Consider the following 17,558-nt stretch of genomic DNA (forward strand, 5'->3'; position numbering starts at 1 on the left):
AGGCATGGCACGAATTGAGCACGTTCTATTTTATTGTATGTAGGTTCCCCTCAGCGGAACGCATGCATTTATTTCGACTTCATCACCCAAACGCCATTCCAATCCTTAGGCTTTTCGGCTTTCAGATGGGTACAGCGTTCGATGTAAGTGTTGGACAATTCATCCTTGGGATTGGCTTTGAGCACTTCCTTGAACGATGAAATGGCCTTGTCCCAATTGCCGGCTGTGTAGTGTTTGCGGCCTTCGGAAAAATAGTTCACCCCGTCCATCAGATTGGGGAATGTTTCGTCGGTGTGGTAGTCGAGCACTTCGTAAACCCGCACCGGCTTGGTTTTGCCTTTGACGATCACGTCGTCGACGTCGCGGATGCGATACGTGCCCTTGAGTCGCTTGTAGGTGAATTCCGAAATCAACAGATGGGCGTGGTACTGCTTGCACGCGCTTTCCAGCCGGGCGGCGAGGTTCACGCCGTCGCCGATCATGGTGTAGTCCATACGCTTGGGCGAACCGATGTTGCCCGACACGACGTTGTCGGTGTTGAGCCCCAAGCCGTGGTCGATCTTCATTTCGCCGCGCGCTTCGCGCACGATGTTCCATTCGTTGAGGCTGGTGAGCATCTTGATGGCGGCGCGCATGGCGCGGTCTTCGTCGTCGCCGTGCGCGACCGGAATGCCGAACGCCGCCATGATGGCGTCGCCGATGAACTTATCGAGCATGCCGCCTTCTTCGGTGATGCAATCGACCATGATGGTGAAGTATTCGTTGAGCAGCGCCACCGTGCCCTGCGGGCCGAGCGCTTCGGTGATGGTGGTGAAGGAGCGCACGTCGGAAAACAGCACCGTCGCGTCGGCGCTGCGCCCGCCGAGAAAATCGTCGCCTTGGCCGCCTTCCATCAACTGATCGGCCAAGCCCGGGTCCATATAGCGGCTCATGGTCGACTTCATGCGCTTTTCCGACGAGATGTCTTCGATCATGACCATCGAGCCGAGCTTTTCGCCATTGCTGGAAATCAGCGGTAGCGTGGTGACGTTGGCCGAGGTCGGTTCCTCACCGAAGAACAGTTCCGCGTCCATCGAGATGTCGGCGACTTGGCTTTCGTCGACCTTCTTGATTTTCTTGATCACCCAATCGTTTTTGCCGGTGAAGAATTCTTCCGCCGTCTTGCCGATCACGTCGGCGTCGCTTTCCAGCTTCATGATGCGATGGCCGGCGCGGTTACAGGTGACGATCTTGCCGTCTTCGTCGGTGGTGACCACAGCGTTGGACATACTTTCCAGCATGCTTTCGTTGTAGTTCTTCATGTTCTGGACGTCGCTGAACAGTTTGGCATTTTCCAGGCCGATGGAAATCTGCGCGGTGAACGCCTTGAGGCGCTGTTCGTCTTCGTCGGTGAAGGGCCCGCCCTTTTTGTTCAGCACCTGGGTGACGCCAATGCATTTGCCTTCCTTGTTGACCACCGGGGTACACAGGATCGAACGGGTGAAGAACCCGGTCTTCTTGTCGAACGCCGGATTGAACCGCAGATCGGCATAGGCATAGGGAATGTTGATGGACTTGACCGAGGTGAACACCGTTCCCGCGATGCCGAGGTGGTTGGGTAATCGGATTTCCAGCGCGTTCAATCCCGCGCCAACCATCGACCACAACTCGTTGGTTTTTTCGTCGTTGAGAAACAGGGTCGAGCGTTCGGCGTTCAGCATTCGTGTCGCTTCGCCCATGACCTTGGCGAGCAAGGCGTTCAAGTTGATTTCCGACGTGACGTCCGAGACCACGTCCAGGAATTCCATTTCCTGGCTGCGCTTCTTTTGCATGCGCTCGACGAACTCGGTGCTTTGCAGCGCCACCGCCGCCTGGGTTGCGATGTCTTGCAGGAACTCCAGATCGTCTTTGTCGAAATGGGTGTGTTGACGGCCGTTCTTTTTGTTCAGCGATTGGACCACGCCGATGACGTCGCCTTTGACGGTTTTGATCGGTGCGCACAAGATGGATCGGGTGCGAAAGCCGGTCTGCTCGTCGATGGATTTGTTGAACCGCGCATCGGCGTGGGCGTCGTCGATGATGGTGCCTTTGCCCGAAGAAAACACCCAACCGGCAATACCGCTGTCGTTGAGGATGCGGATTTCGCGGATGTTCTTGCCTTGCGCCACGCGGGTGTACAGCTCGCCCGTTTCCGGGTCGTTCAGGAACAACGAAGAGCGTTCCGCATTGGTTTCGCGGCTGACGATTTCGACCAGTTCACGCAACACTTCGTCGAGCGTTTCGATCCCCGCCATGTGACGCGAGATGCCAAGCAGCAAATCGGCGCGTTGCAGGCGGTGAATTTCCGCTTCGCTTAGGCGCGTGACGTCGCGGGCCTTGGGTTTGGGGCGGGCGGCTTTGGCCTTGGACGGCACTGTCGTGACCGTTGCTTTGCGTGCGCCGGCCTTGACCGTGGTGGGCTTGGCTGTGGAGGTTTTGGCTTTGGTTTTTTTTGCGGCGGCGGCCTTGGATGAGCCCGCTGCCTGCGCGGTGGTTTTTGCGCGCGCTTTTTTGGTTACCCCTTGGGTCGACTGTGTGCCGGCCATGATTTTCCCCCGCTCTAAGCGTTGTTCTTTTTCAGGGCTTCTAGCTCGTCGCGAAGCGCCTGGATGGTGTCATGCAGCTGTTTTGTTTCATCGCGCGCGTGACGCGTCAGCTGTTCGATTTGGTCTTCGTACTTGAATTTAACGTCGTCGGTTTCGTCGCGGATCGCCTGAATGGTTTGACGCAGTTGAGTGGCTTCGTCCTGGCCGTCCTTGATTGCGCCGTGCACGGCTTCGTCCTTGTCGAAACGCAGACTTTCCAATTCGTCGCGCAATGCGCCCGCGGTGGCGCGCAATTGCTGGATTTCCTGGTTGGCCTCGGACACGGCGGCGGCGATGGCTTCGTCGCGTTCAAAGCGCACCTTCTCCATCTCATCACGCAGGGCCTGAATGGTATTTTTCAGGTGGCGGATTTCCGTTTGCGCGACAAGCAGCTCGTCCGTTTCTTGCAGTGTGACGCCCATGACCGTCCCATGATGTGCTTGGGGGAACCCAGTTTCAAATTCGTAGCACGATTTAACGACAAATCCTTATATTTCGCAAGGTTAGGTCGCGTAAATCGTTCGCGGTTGGGAAAGGTTTGGGGAAACGGGTGAGGTGTCGGGACGAAACCGTCAGTTCGCGCCGTGCGGCCCCGGTCCGGTGGCGGTAAGACCGATGAGTTCGGGCGCCGCGTCGGCGGACAGTTCGACGGTGCCGCCGCTGACCATCACCCGGTTGCGGCCTTCGGCCTTGGCGGTGTAGAGCGCCTTGTCGGCCTTGGCCATGATGGCGTGGATGTCGGTGTCGTCCTTTTGCAGCATCGCCACGCCGATCGACGCGGTGACCTTGATGGTGCGTTTGTCCCAACGGATGTTGAGGTCTTGAATGTCGCTGCGGATGCGTTCCGCCAGCGCAATCGCGCCAACCAAGTCTGTTTCGGGCAGCATCAGGGCGAACTCTTCGCCGCCGATGCGTCCCAGCACATCGGGCCCGCGCAAGATGCTTTTGACCGAGGTGACGAAGCGGCGCAGCACCTCGTCGCCGCCGGCATGACCGAAGGCGTCGTTGATCTTCTTGAAAAAGTCGAGGTCGATCATCAACACCGAAAGCGGATGGCCGTAGCGTTTGGCGCGCGGCACTTCGGTGGAGGCCTCATAGATGAAATGGCGGCGATTGTAGGCCCCGGTCAGGCCGTCGGTGGTGGCCAGGGCGCGCAGCTCTTCTTCCATTTTCTTTTGCAACGAGATGTCGATGATCATGCCGTTGAACACGATCTCTTCGTCGCTGACCGGCACCGGCTTGGAGATGCCGCGCCACCATTTTTCTTCGCCGGACGGCGTCAGGAAACGGCCTTCGAACGACCAGTCTGTGCGTTTTTCGAACGCGTCCTGAACGGTTTTGAGATAGCGTTCCTCGTCGTCGGGGTGGATAGAAAGCGCCTGCCAGTTCCTTTGCAGTTCGGCGGCGCTGACGCCGTACAATTCCTTGCAGCGCGGGCTGACATAAAGATAGCCGCGTTCGCCGCCGCGCCGTTCGTACCATTGGAAAATCACCCCGGGCACGTTTGCGGCCATGTCGCGGAACTTGCGTTCCGATGTTTCCAACGCGGCCTTTTCGCGCTCATACGCGGTGATTTGACTGCGCAAACGGTTGACCAAACCGAACACGATCAAACCGATCACGCCCATGACGGGGATGAACACCCAGCCGAAATAGACCAGATTGGCGCCGGTGTCGGAGGTTTCGTTCAGCGCCTGCTCGGCAACCCCGGCCTGTTGGCGCCAAGCCCAGCGCAGCTGATCCAAAGCCGCGATGGCGGCGTCGGGGTTGAGGTCGATGCGGGTGTCGATTTGTGCCGGCGTCATGCCGGTTTGGCGCAATTTGGGAATTTCCTGGACCTGGGCGCGGCTTTTGAGCACCAGGGCTTTGAGATCGTCGAGCGCCGCCGTTTCGGCCTCGTTGATTTCGAGTAAGCGGTATGAGTCGATGGCGTTTTTGGCTTGGTCCAGATCGATGTCGATCCACGTCAGGACATGATCTTTGCCATGCAACAGATAGTCCTTGAGGTGTTGGGCGAAACCGGAATAGCCCAGATACTGGTGCATTTGGGTCAGGTAGGTGATCTTTTGCTCAGACACTTGGTCGTAGTGATGCCATGTGGCGCGCATGTCGCTGAACAGGCGGATGGCGTTCGCGCCGATATAAACCCCGCCGATGGCGGTCGCGACGATCAGCACCATGGCGAGAGAACTGATGGTGTTCCAGCGTGAGGCGATGGGGGTCTTGATGATCGACATAAGCCGCATTTGTCGGTCCAGAGCTCTTGGGGCCAAATTTGCATCCGCACGCTAGAAAATGCGCGGGACAAAGGCAAACGAAGGTTATGTGACGGTTGTGTGAAGGATTTGGGCGTAACAAAAAGCGCGACCCCGATGATTTCGAGGTCGCGCTTCTTTTGACAACGACGGTCAGGGAGGAGGGGGGGAGGGATTAACCGTCGATGTCGTTGTATGCGTCGTATTCGGCGTGGTTCAGACGCTTGGCCAATTCGGAAGCGTTCGGCTTATCGGATTTCGGCTGGATGAAGATGCCTTTTTCCGCCATCACTTCGTAACGGGCGTGGTTGACCTTGCGCGGCTCGGCCTTTTTGGCGGTTTTGCCGGGCATCTGCGTGATGATGCCGAGGTCGGCCTGGGTTTCGTACTGTGCATAGGTGTCAGCGGCCAGGGCTTGTCCCGCGGAAATCGCGATGAAGAAGGAAGCAGCGGCGCCAAAGACGAGGGCATAAACGAGTTTGTTGGTCTGGGTCATAATTTGGATCCTTTCGGGGGACTGAATTGCGTTTGTTTAATGTTTTGTTCGTTGGAGGCATTCTAAACACGTGGAATTGAACCGAACCTGAAACCTACGTTCAGCTTGCGTTCAGGTTGCATTAGAAAAATCGCATATAATGGGTTCAAAATTTTGATAATAAACAAAAATAGTAATAAGTAACCATTTGGTATGCGTAATTTGCATGTCAGTTATGCACTTAAAAGAAAGCATTTCTGATGCATAAAGAAAACGGCCCCGGTGGAGAGCCGGGGCCGCTGCCGCTGGAGACGCGGACTTTGGCAAGGTCGGCAAATCCGCCTTTGGGGAAACGGACTTGCTGACACGATTATGCGCGAGGACGACCGCACGGCCTGTGCAATCGCTCACAGGTCTGCGTTATTTCAGCCAAAAGCTGGTATATGAAAAAAAAGGGTTCAGAGGGCCAGCTCTTCGCGGCTGCGCACTACCAAAGCACGACAATCATTAGGCCAAGCACTCCCCAACCCATGACGGTCAGAATGCCCCACATCGTTTTCATGTCGCCAGTATCGCATCAAAACCAGTGCTACAGAATAAAATAAAGGGCCAGCCCATCTCTGGGCTGGCCCTTTTATTGGCTCCGGCGGTAAGATTCGAACTTACGACCGATCGATTAACAGTCGATTGCTCTACCACTGAGCTACGCCGGATCAAGCGTGCCGTTGCGAGGCGGGGATGGAGGCGCGGACCAGAATCGAACTGGTGTACACGGCTTTGCAGGCCGCTGCGTAGCCACTCCGCCACCGCGCCATCCCGCCCTTTGCAAACCGTGGCTATCGGCTTGGTTTGCAAGGGGAGCCGTGAGGCTCCGTTCCTTCTTGCGAAGGTCCTCCTCGCGAAGGCGCTGGAACATAGAACGCTCATCCCTCCCGGTCAAGCACCCGAGTTGGGGTTTTTGAATTTTTTTTGTAACCTCCCGCACGGCCCCGGATTTCGGGTGAATTATGGTGCTTTTCAAGGCCTTCGTGGTGGTTCTTCGCGACCGATAGTGACGCTGGGGTCGCTTTGAAACAGCCCATCAACTCCATTGTGCGGCGCGCCTGCCTCGGGCTATAGTGCCGGTCAATTGGGGTGGTTTTCGCGCCTGGGGGACGAAAATTGCCGATTTACGCTTACGCCGCGCGTGCTGCGCGGCTTCTTGACGGAGGGGTTCAGCCCATGGATTTCGCGCGCGCTCGCCACAATATGGTCGAAGGCCAGATTCGCACCAATAAAGTCACCGACACCTTGGTCGTCGACGTGCTGGACGAATTGCCGCGTGAGGTTTTTGTCGCCGACTCTTTGAAAAGTCTCGCTTACATCGACGAAGACCTGATGGTCGGCCCGGGACGCATTTTGATGGAGCCGATGGTCCTGGCGCGCATGATGCAAGCCGCCGCCATCGAGGAAACCGATTTGGCCCTGGTGATCGCCGCCGCCACTGGATACGAGGCCGCCGCCATCGCGAAAATCGCATCCGCCGTGGTGGCGATCGAATCCGATTCCGATCTGCACCGCGCGGCGATGGAGAATCTGGCCGCGCAGGGTGCCGACACCGTCTCGATGTTGAAAGGCGACCTCGCCAAAGGTCATCCGGGACAGGGCCCTTACGACGTCATTTTCATCAACGGCGCGGCGGCCCAAGTGCCGGCCAGCCTGATCGATCAACTGGCCGACGGCGGGCGTCTGGTTTACGTCAAGCCCGGCGCTCAGGGCATTCCCGGCACCGGTAAGGCCATGCTGGTGAGCAAGGCCGACGGCGTGGTGTCCGAAATCGAATTGTTCGACGCCAACGTGCCCGCGCTGCCGGAATTCGCCGCCAAGCCGCAGTTCAGCTTCTAAGAGCACATCCGCCGGTTCGGCGGACAAAATGCTTGTGGGACTTGATATTCCCTTATTTAAGAATTATCTAATATTGAAATCTGGTGCGCAGGGCGGTTATCGCCGTCTTTGCGGCGCCAGTTTCCGACAATGCGTGTGAAAGAGACAACAATATGTGGGATCCTCTTATGACGAATGCGCCGCTGCCCCTCGAAATCGACGCTCACGGTTTGCACAAGATCCAAACCGAAAAGCTCAACGCCGCCTTTATCGATGTCCGCATGCCCTGGGAAGTGGCCCAGGCCCCGGCCGGCGACAGCCCCAACATTCCGCTCAACCAGTTGCCGCAGCACTTGGATCAGCTGCCCAAGGCCGACCATCTGGTGATCATTTGCGCGCATGGCAATCGTTCGATGATGGCGGCGCAGTGGTTGCGCCAAAACGGCTTCCACACCGCGCAGTCGCTGATGGGCGGCATGGCGTCGTGGCGCCGCTATCAGGAAATGGTCGCTTAAAAGCGCTGATTTCCTAAGCGTATAGACTCACCAAACGTTAACACCTGAGGGCTATGGTCTTTACATCGGGCGATGTATAGTCTTGGCTTCGGTTTGTATTGGGATTCTCGTTTCGGCTTTTTGACGGGCGGTTTCCCGTTGGACTTCCCCTTTCGGGCCGCCGAGGCCCGGACATACATGAAAAGCGCGAAGATAATGATGCAAGGCATGATGAAAAATCTCAAAAGCACGGTTTCTCGGGCAGTTCTCATCGGTTGCGTTGTCGGCGCCAGTGCGGCTCCGGCGCAGGCCGAGTCTTTGTTGAATGCCTTGGCCAAGGCTTATGCGACCAACCCGACCTTGCAAGCGACGCGCGCCACCACCCGCGCCACCGACGAAGGCGTCGCCCAGGCGCTTTCGGGCTGGCGTCCGTCGGTGTCCGCGACCGGCACCACGTCGCTCAAGCAACAAGAAACCAGCACCAATCCCGGGCGGGAAATTGACACCCGTCCAAAGACCTTGTCGCTCAACATCAGCCAATCGCTGTTTGCCGGTGGTCAGACCACGGCGGACATTTCCGCAGCTGAAAACAAAGTGCGCGCGCAACGGGCGCGGCTGTTGACGTCTGAGCAGACGGTGCTGTTGGACGCCGCGACGGCGTACCTCAACGTGTTGCGCGATCAGGCCGTGGTGGAACTTAACGTCAAGAACGAACAGGTTCTGGCCAGTCAGCTCGAAGCGACCCAGGACCGCTTCAACGTCGGTGAAATCACCCGCACCGACGTGCACCAGGCCGAATCGCGCTTGGCCGGCGCCGCCGCCGACCGCATCCAGGCCGAAGGCACCCTGGAATCGTCCCGCGCCGCCTATGCGAACTTGATGGGCGAGGCCGCCGCCTCTTTGGAGGCACCGCGCTTGTCTTTGCCGTTGCCCCCCAGCTTGGCCGAAGCCTTGAAACTGGCGGATAAAGCCAACCCCAGCGTGGTCGCCGCCGAATTCGATGAAAAAGCCGCGGTGGATGCAATCGACAGCACCAGCGGACAGTTGTTGCCTTCGGTGGATCTGAGCGGCAGCGCATCGCGCTCGCTCGACACGGCATCGAAGGACTATTGGGCCAACGCTTATGAAGCCAAGGTGACCATGAGCGTTCCTTTGTACCAAAGCGGTACGGTCTATTCCAAGCTGCGGCAAGCCCGTCAAACGGCCTCGGCCTCGCGCCTGACCACCGATCAAACGCGCCGCAACGTGGCCGAACAGGTGCGCACCGCATGGGAAACATTGGCCAGCACGCGGGCGCGAATCGAAGCCATCAAAACCCAGGTTCTGGCCGCCGAAACGGCTCTGGAAGGCGTTCAACGCGAAGCCAGCGTGGGCTCGCGAACGGTTCTCGACGTTCTCGATGCCGAGCAGGAATTGCTGGACGCGCGCGTAAATCTTGTTAAATCTCAAAGGGATGAGACAGTTGCGGAGTTGACTCTGTTGTCGTCCATCGGCAGTCTGACCGCAGCGGATTTGAACCTCGCTGTGGATTTATATGATGCACAAGGGCATTATCAGGGGGTCCGGGATAAGTGGTTTGGTGGCGATGTTGGGGACAATGCCGTCAAGTAAATTGTTGATAATACCGGGTCAGAATCACCTCGGGGGATAAGCGAGCTTTTTATGAGCGAAGACGCGCAAGGACAAAACGGCGAAGAGCCATCGATGGAGGACATCCTGGCCTCTATCCGCCGCATCCTATCGGAGGACGGTGAGGAAGAGGCTCCGGCTGCAGAGCCCGCACCTGCGGAAAACGATATGGCTGCCGCCATGGCGGAAATGGCGGCCGAGCCCGCGCCAGCACCGGAACCTGAACCGGAAGAAGAAATGGACATGGCTGCCGCCATGGCCGAAATGGAAGCCGAGCCCGAGCCGGAACCCGAAGAAGAAATGGACATGGCCGCGCTTATGGCGCAAATGGAGGCCGAAGAGGCATCCGAGCCGGAACCGGCGCCGATGATCGAATTGGCCGAGGACGAGCCCGAGCCGGAACCCGTTCCAGAACCGGTCGCTCCGCCGCCACCGCCCGTTGCTCCGGCACCGGTGCGCGAAGCCGCACCGCCACCACCGCCGCCGCCGCCACCACCACCGCGTCCGGGGGGCGAGCCCGATATCTCTTCGATCCTCGATTTGACCGAAGAGATGATCACCACGCTTCCGGAAGGTGCGGAAATGGCCAACGCGATCATCTCTGCCGGGGCTTACCGGGCCTCGACGGACGTCTTGGCCGATTTGGCGCGCGCCATCTTAAGCCAGCGCGAACTGCAAATCGGCGGATCGGACGTCACCCTCGAAGGCATGGTGCGCGAAATGATGCGTCCGCTGCTGAAAGAGTGGCTGGACCAGAACCTGCCGTACCTGATCGAGCGTCTTGTCAAAAAGGAAATCGACCGCATGATCAATCGAGCGGAGCGGTTGGACGACTGAACGTCTTAAGACCTCAAACAAAACGCCGCCCAGGCTTCCCCGGGCGGCGTTTTTGCTATAGAAACCAGAGCTTCATCTATTCGAGTTCAAGCCACGGACAGCACATCATGTTGGATAAGACCTATACCCCCAAAGACGTCGAAGCCCGGACCTACGAAATGTGGGAAAATTCCGGCGCATTCGCTTGCGGCCAGAAAAGGGATGGTGGCGAAAGCCAAGATGCCTACACCATCGTCATTCCGCCGCCCAACGTGACCGGCAGCTTGCACATGGGCCACGCGCTCAACAACACCTTGCAAGACATCATGATCCGTTACAACCGCATGCTCGGCAAGGATACGCTGTGGCAGCCCGGCACCGATCACGCCGGCATCGCCACGCAGATGGTGGTCGAACGCCAGATGGAAGCCGAAGGCCTGACGCGCCATGACTTGGGCCGCGACAAATTCATCGAACGGGTGTGGAAATGGAAAGCCGAAAGTGGCGGCACCATCACCGGTCAGCTGCGCCGTCTGGGCGCGTCGTGCGATTGGTCGCGCGAACGCTTCACCATGGACGAAGGTCTGTCCAAGGCGGTGCAAAAGGTGTTCGTCGAACTGCATAAGGCAGGGCTGATTTATCGCGACAAGCGCTTGGTCAATTGGGACCCGATGCTGCACACCGCGATTTCGGATCTGGAAGTCGAAAACAAAGAGCAGAACGGCAAGATGTGGTACTTCAAGTACCCCATCGAAGGCCGCGACGGCGCATTCATCACCGTCGGCACCACGCGCCCGGAAACCATGCTCGGCGACACCGGCGTGGCGGTACACCCCGATGATGAACGCTACAAGGACCTGGTCGGCATGAATGTCGTGCTGCCGATCGTCGGGCGCCTGATTCCCATCGTCGCCGACGAATACGCCGATCCTGAAAAGGGCACCGGTGCGGTGAAGATCACGCCCGCGCACGACTTCAACGATTTCGAGGTCGGCAAGCGCTGCAAGCTCGAGGTCATCAACGTGTTGGATCACAACGCCGCTATCAACGACGTCGCACCGGAACACCTGCGCGGCATGGATCGTTTCGAAGCGCGCGATGCGATCGTTAAGGAAATGGAAGGCCTGGGGCTGCTCGAAAAGATCGAGGAAAACCCCATGACGGTGCCTTACGGCGACCGTTCCGGCGTGGTCATTGAGCCGTGGCTGCTGGATCAGTGGTTCGTCGATGCCAAGAAGCTCGCCGTCGACGCCATCAAAGCGGTCGAGGACGGGCGCACCACCTTCCATCCGAAATCTTATGAAAACATCTACTTCGACTGGATGCGCAACATCCAACCGTGGTGTGTGTCGCGGCAAATCTGGTGGGGCCACCAAATCCCCGCGTGGTACGGCCCCGACGGTCACCCGTTCGTCGAATACACCGAAGAGGAGGCCCGCGCCGCAGCCGAGAAGCACTACGGCGTCGCCACCGACATCACCCGCGACCCGGATGTGTTGGACACGTGGTTCTCGTCCGCGCTGTGGCCGTTCTCGACGCTCGGCTGGCCCGACGACACCCCGGAAGTGAAGCGGTACTACCCCACCGATTGCTTGGTGACGGGGTTCGACATCATCTTTTTCTGGGTTGCGCGCATGATGATGATGGGCCTGCACTTCATGAAAGAGGTGCCGTTCAAGGACGTCTACATCCACGCCCTGGTGCGCGACGAAAAAGGTCAGAAGATGTCCAAGTCCAAGGGCAACGTCCTGGACCCGCTGGAACTGATCGACCAGTTCGGCGCCGACGCGGTGCGCTTCACCATGACCAGCCAAGCGGTGCAGGGGCGCGACGTCAAACTGTCGACCAGCCGCATCGAAGGCTATCGCAATTTCGTCACCAAGATCTGGAACGCCGCGCGCTATGCGGAAATGAACGACTGCAAGCCGGTCGCCGGTTTCGATCCGGCGGGCGTCAACCTGACCGTCAACCGCTGGATCATCGGTAAGGCCGCGGAATCCGTCGCCAAGATCGAAACCGCGATCCAAAGCTACCGCTTCAACGAAGCTGCCGACGCGGGCTATCACTTCACCTGGGGCACGTTCTGCGACTGGTACCTGGAATTCACCAAGCCGATCTTGAACGGTGACGACGAAGCCGCCAAAACCGAAACCCGCGCCACCATGGCATGGGTGTTCGATCAGGTGCTGTTGATGCTGCACCCGATCATGCCGTATGTGACCGAAGAGCTGTGGAGCCAGATTGCTCAGCGCAATTCCATGCTGATGCTGGCCGACTGGCCGCGCCTTCAGGGTCTGGAAAACGCCGACGCGGAAGCCGAGATGGACTGGGTGGTGCGCTTGATTTCATCCGTGCGCACGGTGCGTTCGGAAATGAACGTCGAGCCCAAGGTGCAGTTGACCTTGCGCTTGAAGGACGCCAGCGCGGCGACCTTGGCACGCTTGGAAACGCACCGCGATCTGATCCACCGTCTGGCGCGCATCGAAGACAGCGCCGCGCTCGAAGGCGAGGTGCAAAAGGGCTCGGTCTCGGTGGTTCTGGACGAAGCCACCGTGGTGCTGCCGATGTCCGGCATCATCGACGTGGACGCCGAAAAGGCGCGTCTGGACAAAGAGATCAAGAAGCTCGATCCCGAAATCATGAAGTACGAAAAGAAGCTTTCCAACCAAGGCTTCCTCGCCAAGGCTCCGCCGGAAGTGGTCGCCGAGCAGACCGAACGCCTGGAAGGCTTGAAAGCGGACCGCGCTAAGTTGGATGAAGCCTTCGCGCGTTTGGCAGATCTGTAAGAAACGGTCGCGGGGGCACCGCGACCGTTATCCCCCGATAGTCTTATACTTAGCGTGCGCGAGCTAAGCAATCTATGCGATTGCTTCTCTTATTGTGGGCATCTCTTGATCGAGTCCGCCGACTGTGAGACAGTCGTTCGAATGCGGACTGTGACCAGGGGAAGCTTATGAGATTGTTGGTGCTGATTTGCGTTGTGGCGCTGGCCGCGTCATGCGCGCAGAAACCCGTTACGGCTTATCAACGCGGAAACCTTGCATATCGCGCGGGGGATTACTCAGAGGCCATGACCATCTTGAAGCCTTTGGCTGAATCCGGTCACAGCAGTGCTCAGCTCCGTGTCGCCTACATGTACAATGAAGGCCTCGGCGTGGCGAAAAATCGTTTCGATGCCTTGGATTGGTACTGCCGTGCGGCTCAGAGCGGTAGAGGTGCCGCGATCAACAACATTGGATATTTTCACGAGAATGGCTTTGTCGTTGCACGCGACTTGGACAAGGCGATTGAGTGGTATCGCCTGGGGGCAAATCTGGACAATCCGTTCAGTCAGTATCAATTAGGGAAATTTTACCTGCGGGGACAATACCTGCCAAAGGATCTTGAACAAGCCTATCTGTGGCTGAATCTCGCCCATAAACAAACTTTCAGCTTGGAGCGGGATGCCGCATTGCTGATCTACGATGTAGAGCAACTGCTTACAAGCGAACAGATTATGTCTGGTGACGCCGCCGTCAAAGCGTGGAAGCCTTCTCCCTTCACCGATGAGATGGCGGCGTGGGTTCGTTCGTCCAAGGCGTGTTCATAGACGCCGGGTTCAAGATATGTCTATACCATTGAGCAAAAGCGCAGGGACGAACATGCGACATCTGTTTCTGATGACGATCATGGCTTTGGCCACGGCTTGCGTCCAGCAGGCGCAAACGACATTTGAGAAAGGTATGCAAGCTTACGAGCAAGGGGATTACGAGCAAGCTTATGCGAAGATGCTGGCGCTTTCTGAGGCCGGTCGTGCCGATGCGCAATTCAACCTCGGCCAGTTTTACCGCCAGGGACATGGCACGGCACAGAATTATGTTGAAGCCATGCGATGGTACTGCCGTGCCGCTTATGGGGGCGATAAAAACGCGGTTTCATTCATAGGGGTGATGTATGAAGACGGTTTGGGGATGCCTTCGGATCAGGTGAAGGCCATGCAATGGTATCGGATGGCTGCGGATCTGAACGCACCTTTCGGGCAACTCATTCTGGCGAGGGAGTATGCGGAGGGAGGCAGCTTGCCAAAGGATCCGGTAAAAGCCCACTTTTGGCTGAACTTACTGTTTTTGCAAGATCTTAGCTACCTTGGCCATGACTGGGAAACCGTCCAGTATATTGATGACCTTGAAACAAAAATGACGCCGCAACAAATTCAAGCCAACACCGATGCGGTAAAGGCATGGAAACCCGTTCCGTTCGACACCCTGTTTGGGCGCATCAAATCGTCAGAGGCGTGTCGAAAAACGCTTGCGCACGTTCAGTAAGAAAAGCTCCTGAAGTGTTCCAGGGTGGAGGGGCGAAACGACGTTTCAACCCCTCTTTCCCCCGATCAAAAGGATCAGCCGTGGCGGTAGCGATGGATGCGCATCGGGCGCACGATCTTCCTCTCCATGGCCGGTTCGAAATCGTTGAGCAAGGTACGGATGGCCTCGATCGCCTCGCCTGGGTGGGCGGTGGCGGTCGCGTGCATTTGAGGCTCCACGATGGCGGTGGCCAGGGAAAGCATCTGTGCGCCATCCGGGGGCATTGCATCAAACGGTGAGAGCTTCGTCATCGAAGTCATCCTTATTCAAGTGTTAGGGGCGCCGCAGGTGGGGCGGGGTCAGCAGGCCCCACCTGCGGCCAACGGCCAAATCCTTGGCAGCAGAACAAGCCGTTGTGTGAGAAACCGACGCCCGCAGTGTGAGTGAGGCTGTCGCTTTCTGCGTGAAGTCAGTCTGAAGGGGATCTGCTTCGAATTAAATTTGCGCCGCAATGCATCATTATACAAACGAAATTATCTTATTACTAAAATTTATAAATTCGATTAGAATGATCTGCGCCCAAATCTGTAATCGGGAAACGCCATCATGGATGTGAACCTCGCCAAGACATTCGTCGCCGTCTACGAGACGGGAAACTTCAACCGCGCCGCCGAAAAGCTCAACGTCACCCAATCGACGGTGAGCATCCGCATTCAAAATCTTGAACAGCAGCTCGGCCGGTCCCTGTTCGTGCGCTCGCGTGCAGGCACGGAATTGACAGTCGCGGGCCAGCGTTTTTACCCTCATGCCACCCATCTGCTGCGCATCTGGCAGCAGGCGCGTCACGACTTGGTGTTGCCGGAAACGATTCGCGACGTGTTTTCCATTGGCGGTCAGTTCACCTTGTGGGATGAGCTGCTGCTCAGTTGGCTGCCGTGGATGCGCCAAACCCTTCCCGAAGTCGCGTTACGCGCGGAAGTGGGTTTTCCCCAAGACTTGATCAAACAGCTGCAAGAGGGCTTGCTGGACATCGGCGTGATGTACACGCCCCAGGCGCGCGGTGGCTTGACGATCGAAGAATTGCTCAAGGACAAGTTGGTGTTGGTGTCGACCAGCGCCGAAGGCGGCGGGCCGGGTACAGACGGCTACGTGTTCATCGACTGGGGGCCGGAATTTCAGGCCGAACACGACATGGCCTATATGGACAGCACCTACCCGGCGATCTCCGTCAGTCAAGGCATGCTCGGCTTGCAGCACATTCTCAACTGCGGCGGTTCGGGCTACCTGCCCAAACGCTTCGTGCAAAAGCAGGTCGATGCCGGACGATTGACCCGCGTTGCCGATGCGCCGTCGTTTTCGCGCGCGATCTACATGATCTATCCCACTGAACGCGCCGAGGGAGAACGGTTCGCCCAGGCCCTGTCGGGATTGCGGGCTGTGGCGGCCAAACGTCAAGCGGATTGAACCGCAACCAAATTGCCAACAAAAAAGGGGATGGCTGGTTGAGCCATCCCCTTTGATTATTTGTCGCCGTAGACGACTTAGACGCAGCCGGTCGGCTTGGGCAAGCCGCCCCATTTGCAGATCAGTTTCATCGGTCCGGTTTCGAACACGTTGAACAGTTCTTTCTTGTCCACGCCCATCGCTTTGGTGAAGTTGCGGATGGCGGGCACGGTGCCGTTTTCGTCGTACATGCGACGCGCGGCTTCGATGTAGCCCATGATTTCGTCGGTGATTTCGCGGCCGTCGCGCTTGGCGATTTCGGCGGCGATTTCAGGCGTCCATTGGTCGCGGTTCAGCAAGAAGCCTTCACCATCGGTTTGAAAATCCATGTGTCCCTCCTGGGTAACAATATCGGTTTTGCCCGCTGGCGAAAAATACCAAGGGCTGTTACCTGACTAAATAAGTCGGAATTAAGCGGCGTTCAAGCTCTATATGAGAAAAAACGCATGTAAAAGGCGATTTATCGCAAAAATTAGAGCGTTTTTAGATCGTTTGATCGCTGTCGGCGAATTCGCGCAGCATGATGATCACGTCCAACGCGGGCGGATTCTCGCAACCGGCTTGGGTGAGCATGCAGTGAATCTGACCGCGATGATGGGTTTGATGATTGAACAGGGTCAGAAAAACGTGTCGTGCGGGCGAGGCGTGTTTGGGGCCACCAGCCAGGGAACGATAGCGCACCTCGCCGTTAAGACCGCCGTCGAGGCCGACCGACAACCGGTCCACCAGTCGCACGATATGTTCGTCCATGGCGGTGCGGGCAGATTTCAGCGCCGCGAAGTCGTCATGGAGAATCTCGTCGAGGCTTTTGATCCCTGAATATTCGCCGATGACGCGGCTGGTCCACACCCGGTCGCCGACCAAGATGTGGTTCAGCGTGGCGTGAATGGAGCCGAAAAAGGCGCTCCGATCCAGGCGATATTCATCGTCAGAAAGCGTTGCGACACAGTCGTAGAGGCGCTGGTTGGCCCAGCGGTTGTACCGCGCCATGATTTGCAAATCATTCAAGGAATCGATGTGCTCGCTCATGGCGATACGGTACTGCGTAGAATTTGTGTAATCAATATAAATGGGTGGACCGTGTCGCACGATAAAGTCGTTGAAAGGGGCTTGAAATGATGCGCTACTAATCCCATTTTCGCTGTGTTAAATCCCCCACACTGTTTGAACCGTATCGGAGCGACCATGAGCTATCACTTCACCGTCACCTTGGACTGCACCTTCGACGAAGCCATCGAAAAAGCCACGGCGGCGCTTAAGGAAAAGGGCCTCGGCGTGCTGACCACCATCAACGTGCAGAACGCCATGAAGGAAAAGTTGGGCGAAGACATCAAACCCTACACCATCCTCGGCGCGTGCAGCCCCAAGCACGCCTTCAAGGCCATCTCGGCGGAAAACAAAATCGGTGTGATGTTGCCGTGCAACGTTTTGGTCCAGCAGCGCGACGACGGCAAGATTGAAGTCTCGATCGTCGATCCGATCGCGTCCATGGCGGCCATTCAAAACGAGTCGCTCGGCGCGGTGGCGATGGAAGTTCAGGACCTGCTCAAGGCCGTTGCAGCCGACCTCGAAGCGGCGGCTTAAGCGTTAAACATCCGCTTGATTGATGGGGCGTCGTCGGCAATTGGCGACGCCCC

Annotated in this window: 16 protein-coding genes and 2 tRNA genes; 9 read left to right on the forward strand and 9 right to left on the reverse strand. The window is 57.6% G+C overall.

Features of this window, described 5'->3' with window-relative positions:
* Positions 1–68: 68 nt before the first annotated feature.
* The 6 genes from VIN96_RS07145 to VIN96_RS07170 all read right to left on the reverse strand — a co-directional run bounded on the left by VIN96_RS07145 (position 69) and on the right by VIN96_RS07170 (position 6,146).
* Complete coding sequence (locus tag VIN96_RS07145; RefSeq protein ID WP_331894995.1) at positions 69–2,564, reverse strand: GAF domain-containing protein; 2,496 nt, start codon at positions 2,562–2,564, stop codon at positions 69–71.
* A 14-nt stretch (positions 2,565–2,578) separates the two neighbouring features.
* Complete coding sequence (locus VIN96_RS07150) at positions 2,579–3,025, reverse strand: hypothetical protein (protein ID WP_331894996.1); 447 nt, start codon at positions 3,023–3,025, stop codon at positions 2,579–2,581.
* Positions 3,026–3,175: 150 nt separating this feature from the next.
* On the reverse strand, positions 3,176–4,840 hold the full coding sequence (locus VIN96_RS07155; protein WP_331894997.1) for a diguanylate cyclase: 1,665 nt from the start codon (positions 4,838–4,840) through the stop codon (positions 3,176–3,178).
* Positions 4,841–5,033: 193 nt separating this feature from the next.
* Positions 5,034–5,354, reverse strand: a complete 321-nt coding sequence (locus tag VIN96_RS07160) for a hypothetical protein (protein WP_331894998.1) — start codon at positions 5,352–5,354, stop codon at positions 5,034–5,036.
* A 617-nt stretch (positions 5,355–5,971) separates the two neighbouring features.
* A tRNA-Asn gene (locus tag VIN96_RS07165) sits at positions 5,972–6,046 on the reverse strand.
* 26 nt (positions 6,047–6,072) lie between these two features.
* Positions 6,073–6,146: transfer RNA gene (locus VIN96_RS07170), tRNA-Cys, on the reverse strand.
* Positions 6,147–6,554: 408 nt separating this feature from the next.
* Between VIN96_RS07170 and VIN96_RS07175 the strand changes: the two genes are divergently transcribed.
* The 7 genes from VIN96_RS07175 to VIN96_RS07205 all read left to right on the forward strand — a co-directional run bounded on the left by VIN96_RS07175 (position 6,555) and on the right by VIN96_RS07205 (position 14,439).
* Positions 6,555–7,217 carry a protein-L-isoaspartate O-methyltransferase gene (locus VIN96_RS07175; protein WP_331895000.1) on the forward strand — a complete coding sequence of 221 codons (663 nt, stop codon included), beginning with the start codon at positions 6,555–6,557 and terminating at the stop codon, positions 7,215–7,217.
* Positions 7,218–7,384: 167 nt separating this feature from the next.
* Positions 7,385–7,711 (forward strand): rhodanese-like domain-containing protein, encoded by a 327-nt coding sequence (locus tag VIN96_RS07180; protein ID WP_331895001.1) that lies wholly within the window; start codon positions 7,385–7,387, stop codon positions 7,709–7,711.
* 207 nt (positions 7,712–7,918) lie between these two features.
* Positions 7,919–9,301 (forward strand): TolC family outer membrane protein, encoded by a 1,383-nt coding sequence (locus VIN96_RS07185; protein WP_331895002.1) that lies wholly within the window; start codon positions 7,919–7,921, stop codon positions 9,299–9,301.
* Positions 9,302–9,352: 51 nt separating this feature from the next.
* Positions 9,353–10,156: a DUF2497 domain-containing protein gene (locus VIN96_RS07190; protein ID WP_331895004.1), complete on the forward strand. Its 804-nt coding sequence runs from the start codon at positions 9,353–9,355 to the stop codon at positions 10,154–10,156.
* A gap of 107 nt (positions 10,157–10,263) precedes the next feature.
* On the forward strand, positions 10,264–12,921 hold the full coding sequence (locus tag VIN96_RS07195; RefSeq protein WP_331895006.1) for a valine--tRNA ligase: 2,658 nt from the start codon (positions 10,264–10,266) through the stop codon (positions 12,919–12,921).
* A gap of 167 nt (positions 12,922–13,088) precedes the next feature.
* Positions 13,089–13,724, forward strand: a complete 636-nt coding sequence (locus VIN96_RS07200) for a tetratricopeptide repeat protein (protein ID WP_331895008.1) — start codon at positions 13,089–13,091, stop codon at positions 13,722–13,724.
* A 70-nt stretch (positions 13,725–13,794) separates the two neighbouring features.
* A complete protein-coding gene (locus tag VIN96_RS07205) occupies positions 13,795–14,439 on the forward strand; it encodes a tetratricopeptide repeat protein (protein ID WP_331895010.1) in 645 nt (214 codons plus the stop codon).
* 74 nt (positions 14,440–14,513) lie between these two features.
* Here the strand turns inward: VIN96_RS07205 and VIN96_RS07210 are convergent, their stop codons facing one another.
* Positions 14,514–14,729 (reverse strand): hypothetical protein, encoded by a 216-nt coding sequence (locus VIN96_RS07210; RefSeq protein WP_331895011.1) that lies wholly within the window; start codon positions 14,727–14,729, stop codon positions 14,514–14,516.
* A 295-nt stretch (positions 14,730–15,024) separates the two neighbouring features.
* Here VIN96_RS07210 and VIN96_RS07215 point away from each other — a divergent pair, with 295 nt between their 5' ends.
* Positions 15,025–15,882, forward strand: a complete 858-nt coding sequence (locus VIN96_RS07215) for a LysR family transcriptional regulator (protein WP_331895013.1) — start codon at positions 15,025–15,027, stop codon at positions 15,880–15,882.
* A 77-nt stretch (positions 15,883–15,959) separates the two neighbouring features.
* Here the strand turns inward: VIN96_RS07215 and VIN96_RS07220 are convergent, their stop codons facing one another.
* Both VIN96_RS07220 and VIN96_RS07225 read right to left on the reverse strand, forming a co-directional pair.
* Positions 15,960–16,250 carry a TusE/DsrC/DsvC family sulfur relay protein gene (locus tag VIN96_RS07220; protein ID WP_331895015.1) on the reverse strand — a complete coding sequence of 97 codons (291 nt, stop codon included), beginning with the start codon at positions 16,248–16,250 and terminating at the stop codon, positions 15,960–15,962.
* Between the two features lie 154 nt (positions 16,251–16,404).
* Complete coding sequence (locus VIN96_RS07225; RefSeq protein WP_331895017.1) at positions 16,405–16,950, reverse strand: DinB family protein; 546 nt, start codon at positions 16,948–16,950, stop codon at positions 16,405–16,407.
* A gap of 156 nt (positions 16,951–17,106) precedes the next feature.
* Here VIN96_RS07225 and VIN96_RS07230 point away from each other — a divergent pair, with 156 nt between their 5' ends.
* Positions 17,107–17,505 carry a DUF302 domain-containing protein gene (locus VIN96_RS07230; protein ID WP_331895019.1) on the forward strand — a complete coding sequence of 133 codons (399 nt, stop codon included), beginning with the start codon at positions 17,107–17,109 and terminating at the stop codon, positions 17,503–17,505.
* The last annotated feature ends 53 nt before the right edge of the window (positions 17,506–17,558 follow it).

The sequence above is a fragment of the Magnetovibrio sp. genome, from assembly GCF_036568125.1.
In the GTDB taxonomy this organism is placed as follows: Bacteria; Pseudomonadota; Alphaproteobacteria; order Rhodospirillales; family Magnetovibrionaceae; genus Magnetovibrio.

Excerpts from the sequence above, each read along its gene's own strand:
- VIN96_RS07195 (WP_331895006.1), top strand. The coding sequence starts at position 10,264 with ATGTTGGATAAGACCTATACCCCCAAAGACGTCGAAGCCCGGACCTAC.
- VIN96_RS07225 (WP_331895017.1), bottom strand. The coding sequence starts at position 16,950 with ATGAGCGAGCACATCGATTCCTTGAATGATTTGCAAATCATGGCGCGG.
- VIN96_RS07175 (WP_331895000.1), top strand. The coding sequence starts at position 6,555 with ATGGATTTCGCGCGCGCTCGCCACAATATGGTCGAAGGCCAGATTCGC.
- VIN96_RS07185 (WP_331895002.1), top strand. The coding sequence starts at position 7,919 with ATGATGAAAAATCTCAAAAGCACGGTTTCTCGGGCAGTTCTCATCGGT.
- VIN96_RS07220 (WP_331895015.1), bottom strand. The coding sequence starts at position 16,250 with ATGGATTTTCAAACCGATGGTGAAGGCTTCTTGCTGAACCGCGACCAA.
- VIN96_RS07215 (WP_331895013.1), top strand. The coding sequence starts at position 15,025 with ATGGATGTGAACCTCGCCAAGACATTCGTCGCCGTCTACGAGACGGGA.
- VIN96_RS07230 (WP_331895019.1), top strand. The coding sequence starts at position 17,107 with ATGAGCTATCACTTCACCGTCACCTTGGACTGCACCTTCGACGAAGCC.
- VIN96_RS07155 (WP_331894997.1), bottom strand. The coding sequence starts at position 4,840 with ATGTCGATCATCAAGACCCCCATCGCCTCACGCTGGAACACCATCAGT.
- VIN96_RS07145 (WP_331894995.1), bottom strand. The coding sequence starts at position 2,564 with ATGGCCGGCACACAGTCGACCCAAGGGGTAACCAAAAAAGCGCGCGCA.
- VIN96_RS07150 (WP_331894996.1), bottom strand. The coding sequence starts at position 3,025 with ATGGGCGTCACACTGCAAGAAACGGACGAGCTGCTTGTCGCGCAAACG.
- VIN96_RS07190 (WP_331895004.1), top strand. The coding sequence starts at position 9,353 with ATGAGCGAAGACGCGCAAGGACAAAACGGCGAAGAGCCATCGATGGAG.
- VIN96_RS07180 (WP_331895001.1), top strand. The coding sequence starts at position 7,385 with ATGACGAATGCGCCGCTGCCCCTCGAAATCGACGCTCACGGTTTGCAC.
- VIN96_RS07210 (WP_331895011.1), bottom strand. The coding sequence starts at position 14,729 with ATGACGAAGCTCTCACCGTTTGATGCAATGCCCCCGGATGGCGCACAG.
- VIN96_RS07205 (WP_331895010.1), top strand. The coding sequence starts at position 13,795 with ATGACGATCATGGCTTTGGCCACGGCTTGCGTCCAGCAGGCGCAAACG.
- VIN96_RS07160 (WP_331894998.1), bottom strand. The coding sequence starts at position 5,354 with ATGACCCAGACCAACAAACTCGTTTATGCCCTCGTCTTTGGCGCCGCT.
- VIN96_RS07200 (WP_331895008.1), top strand. The coding sequence starts at position 13,089 with ATGAGATTGTTGGTGCTGATTTGCGTTGTGGCGCTGGCCGCGTCATGC.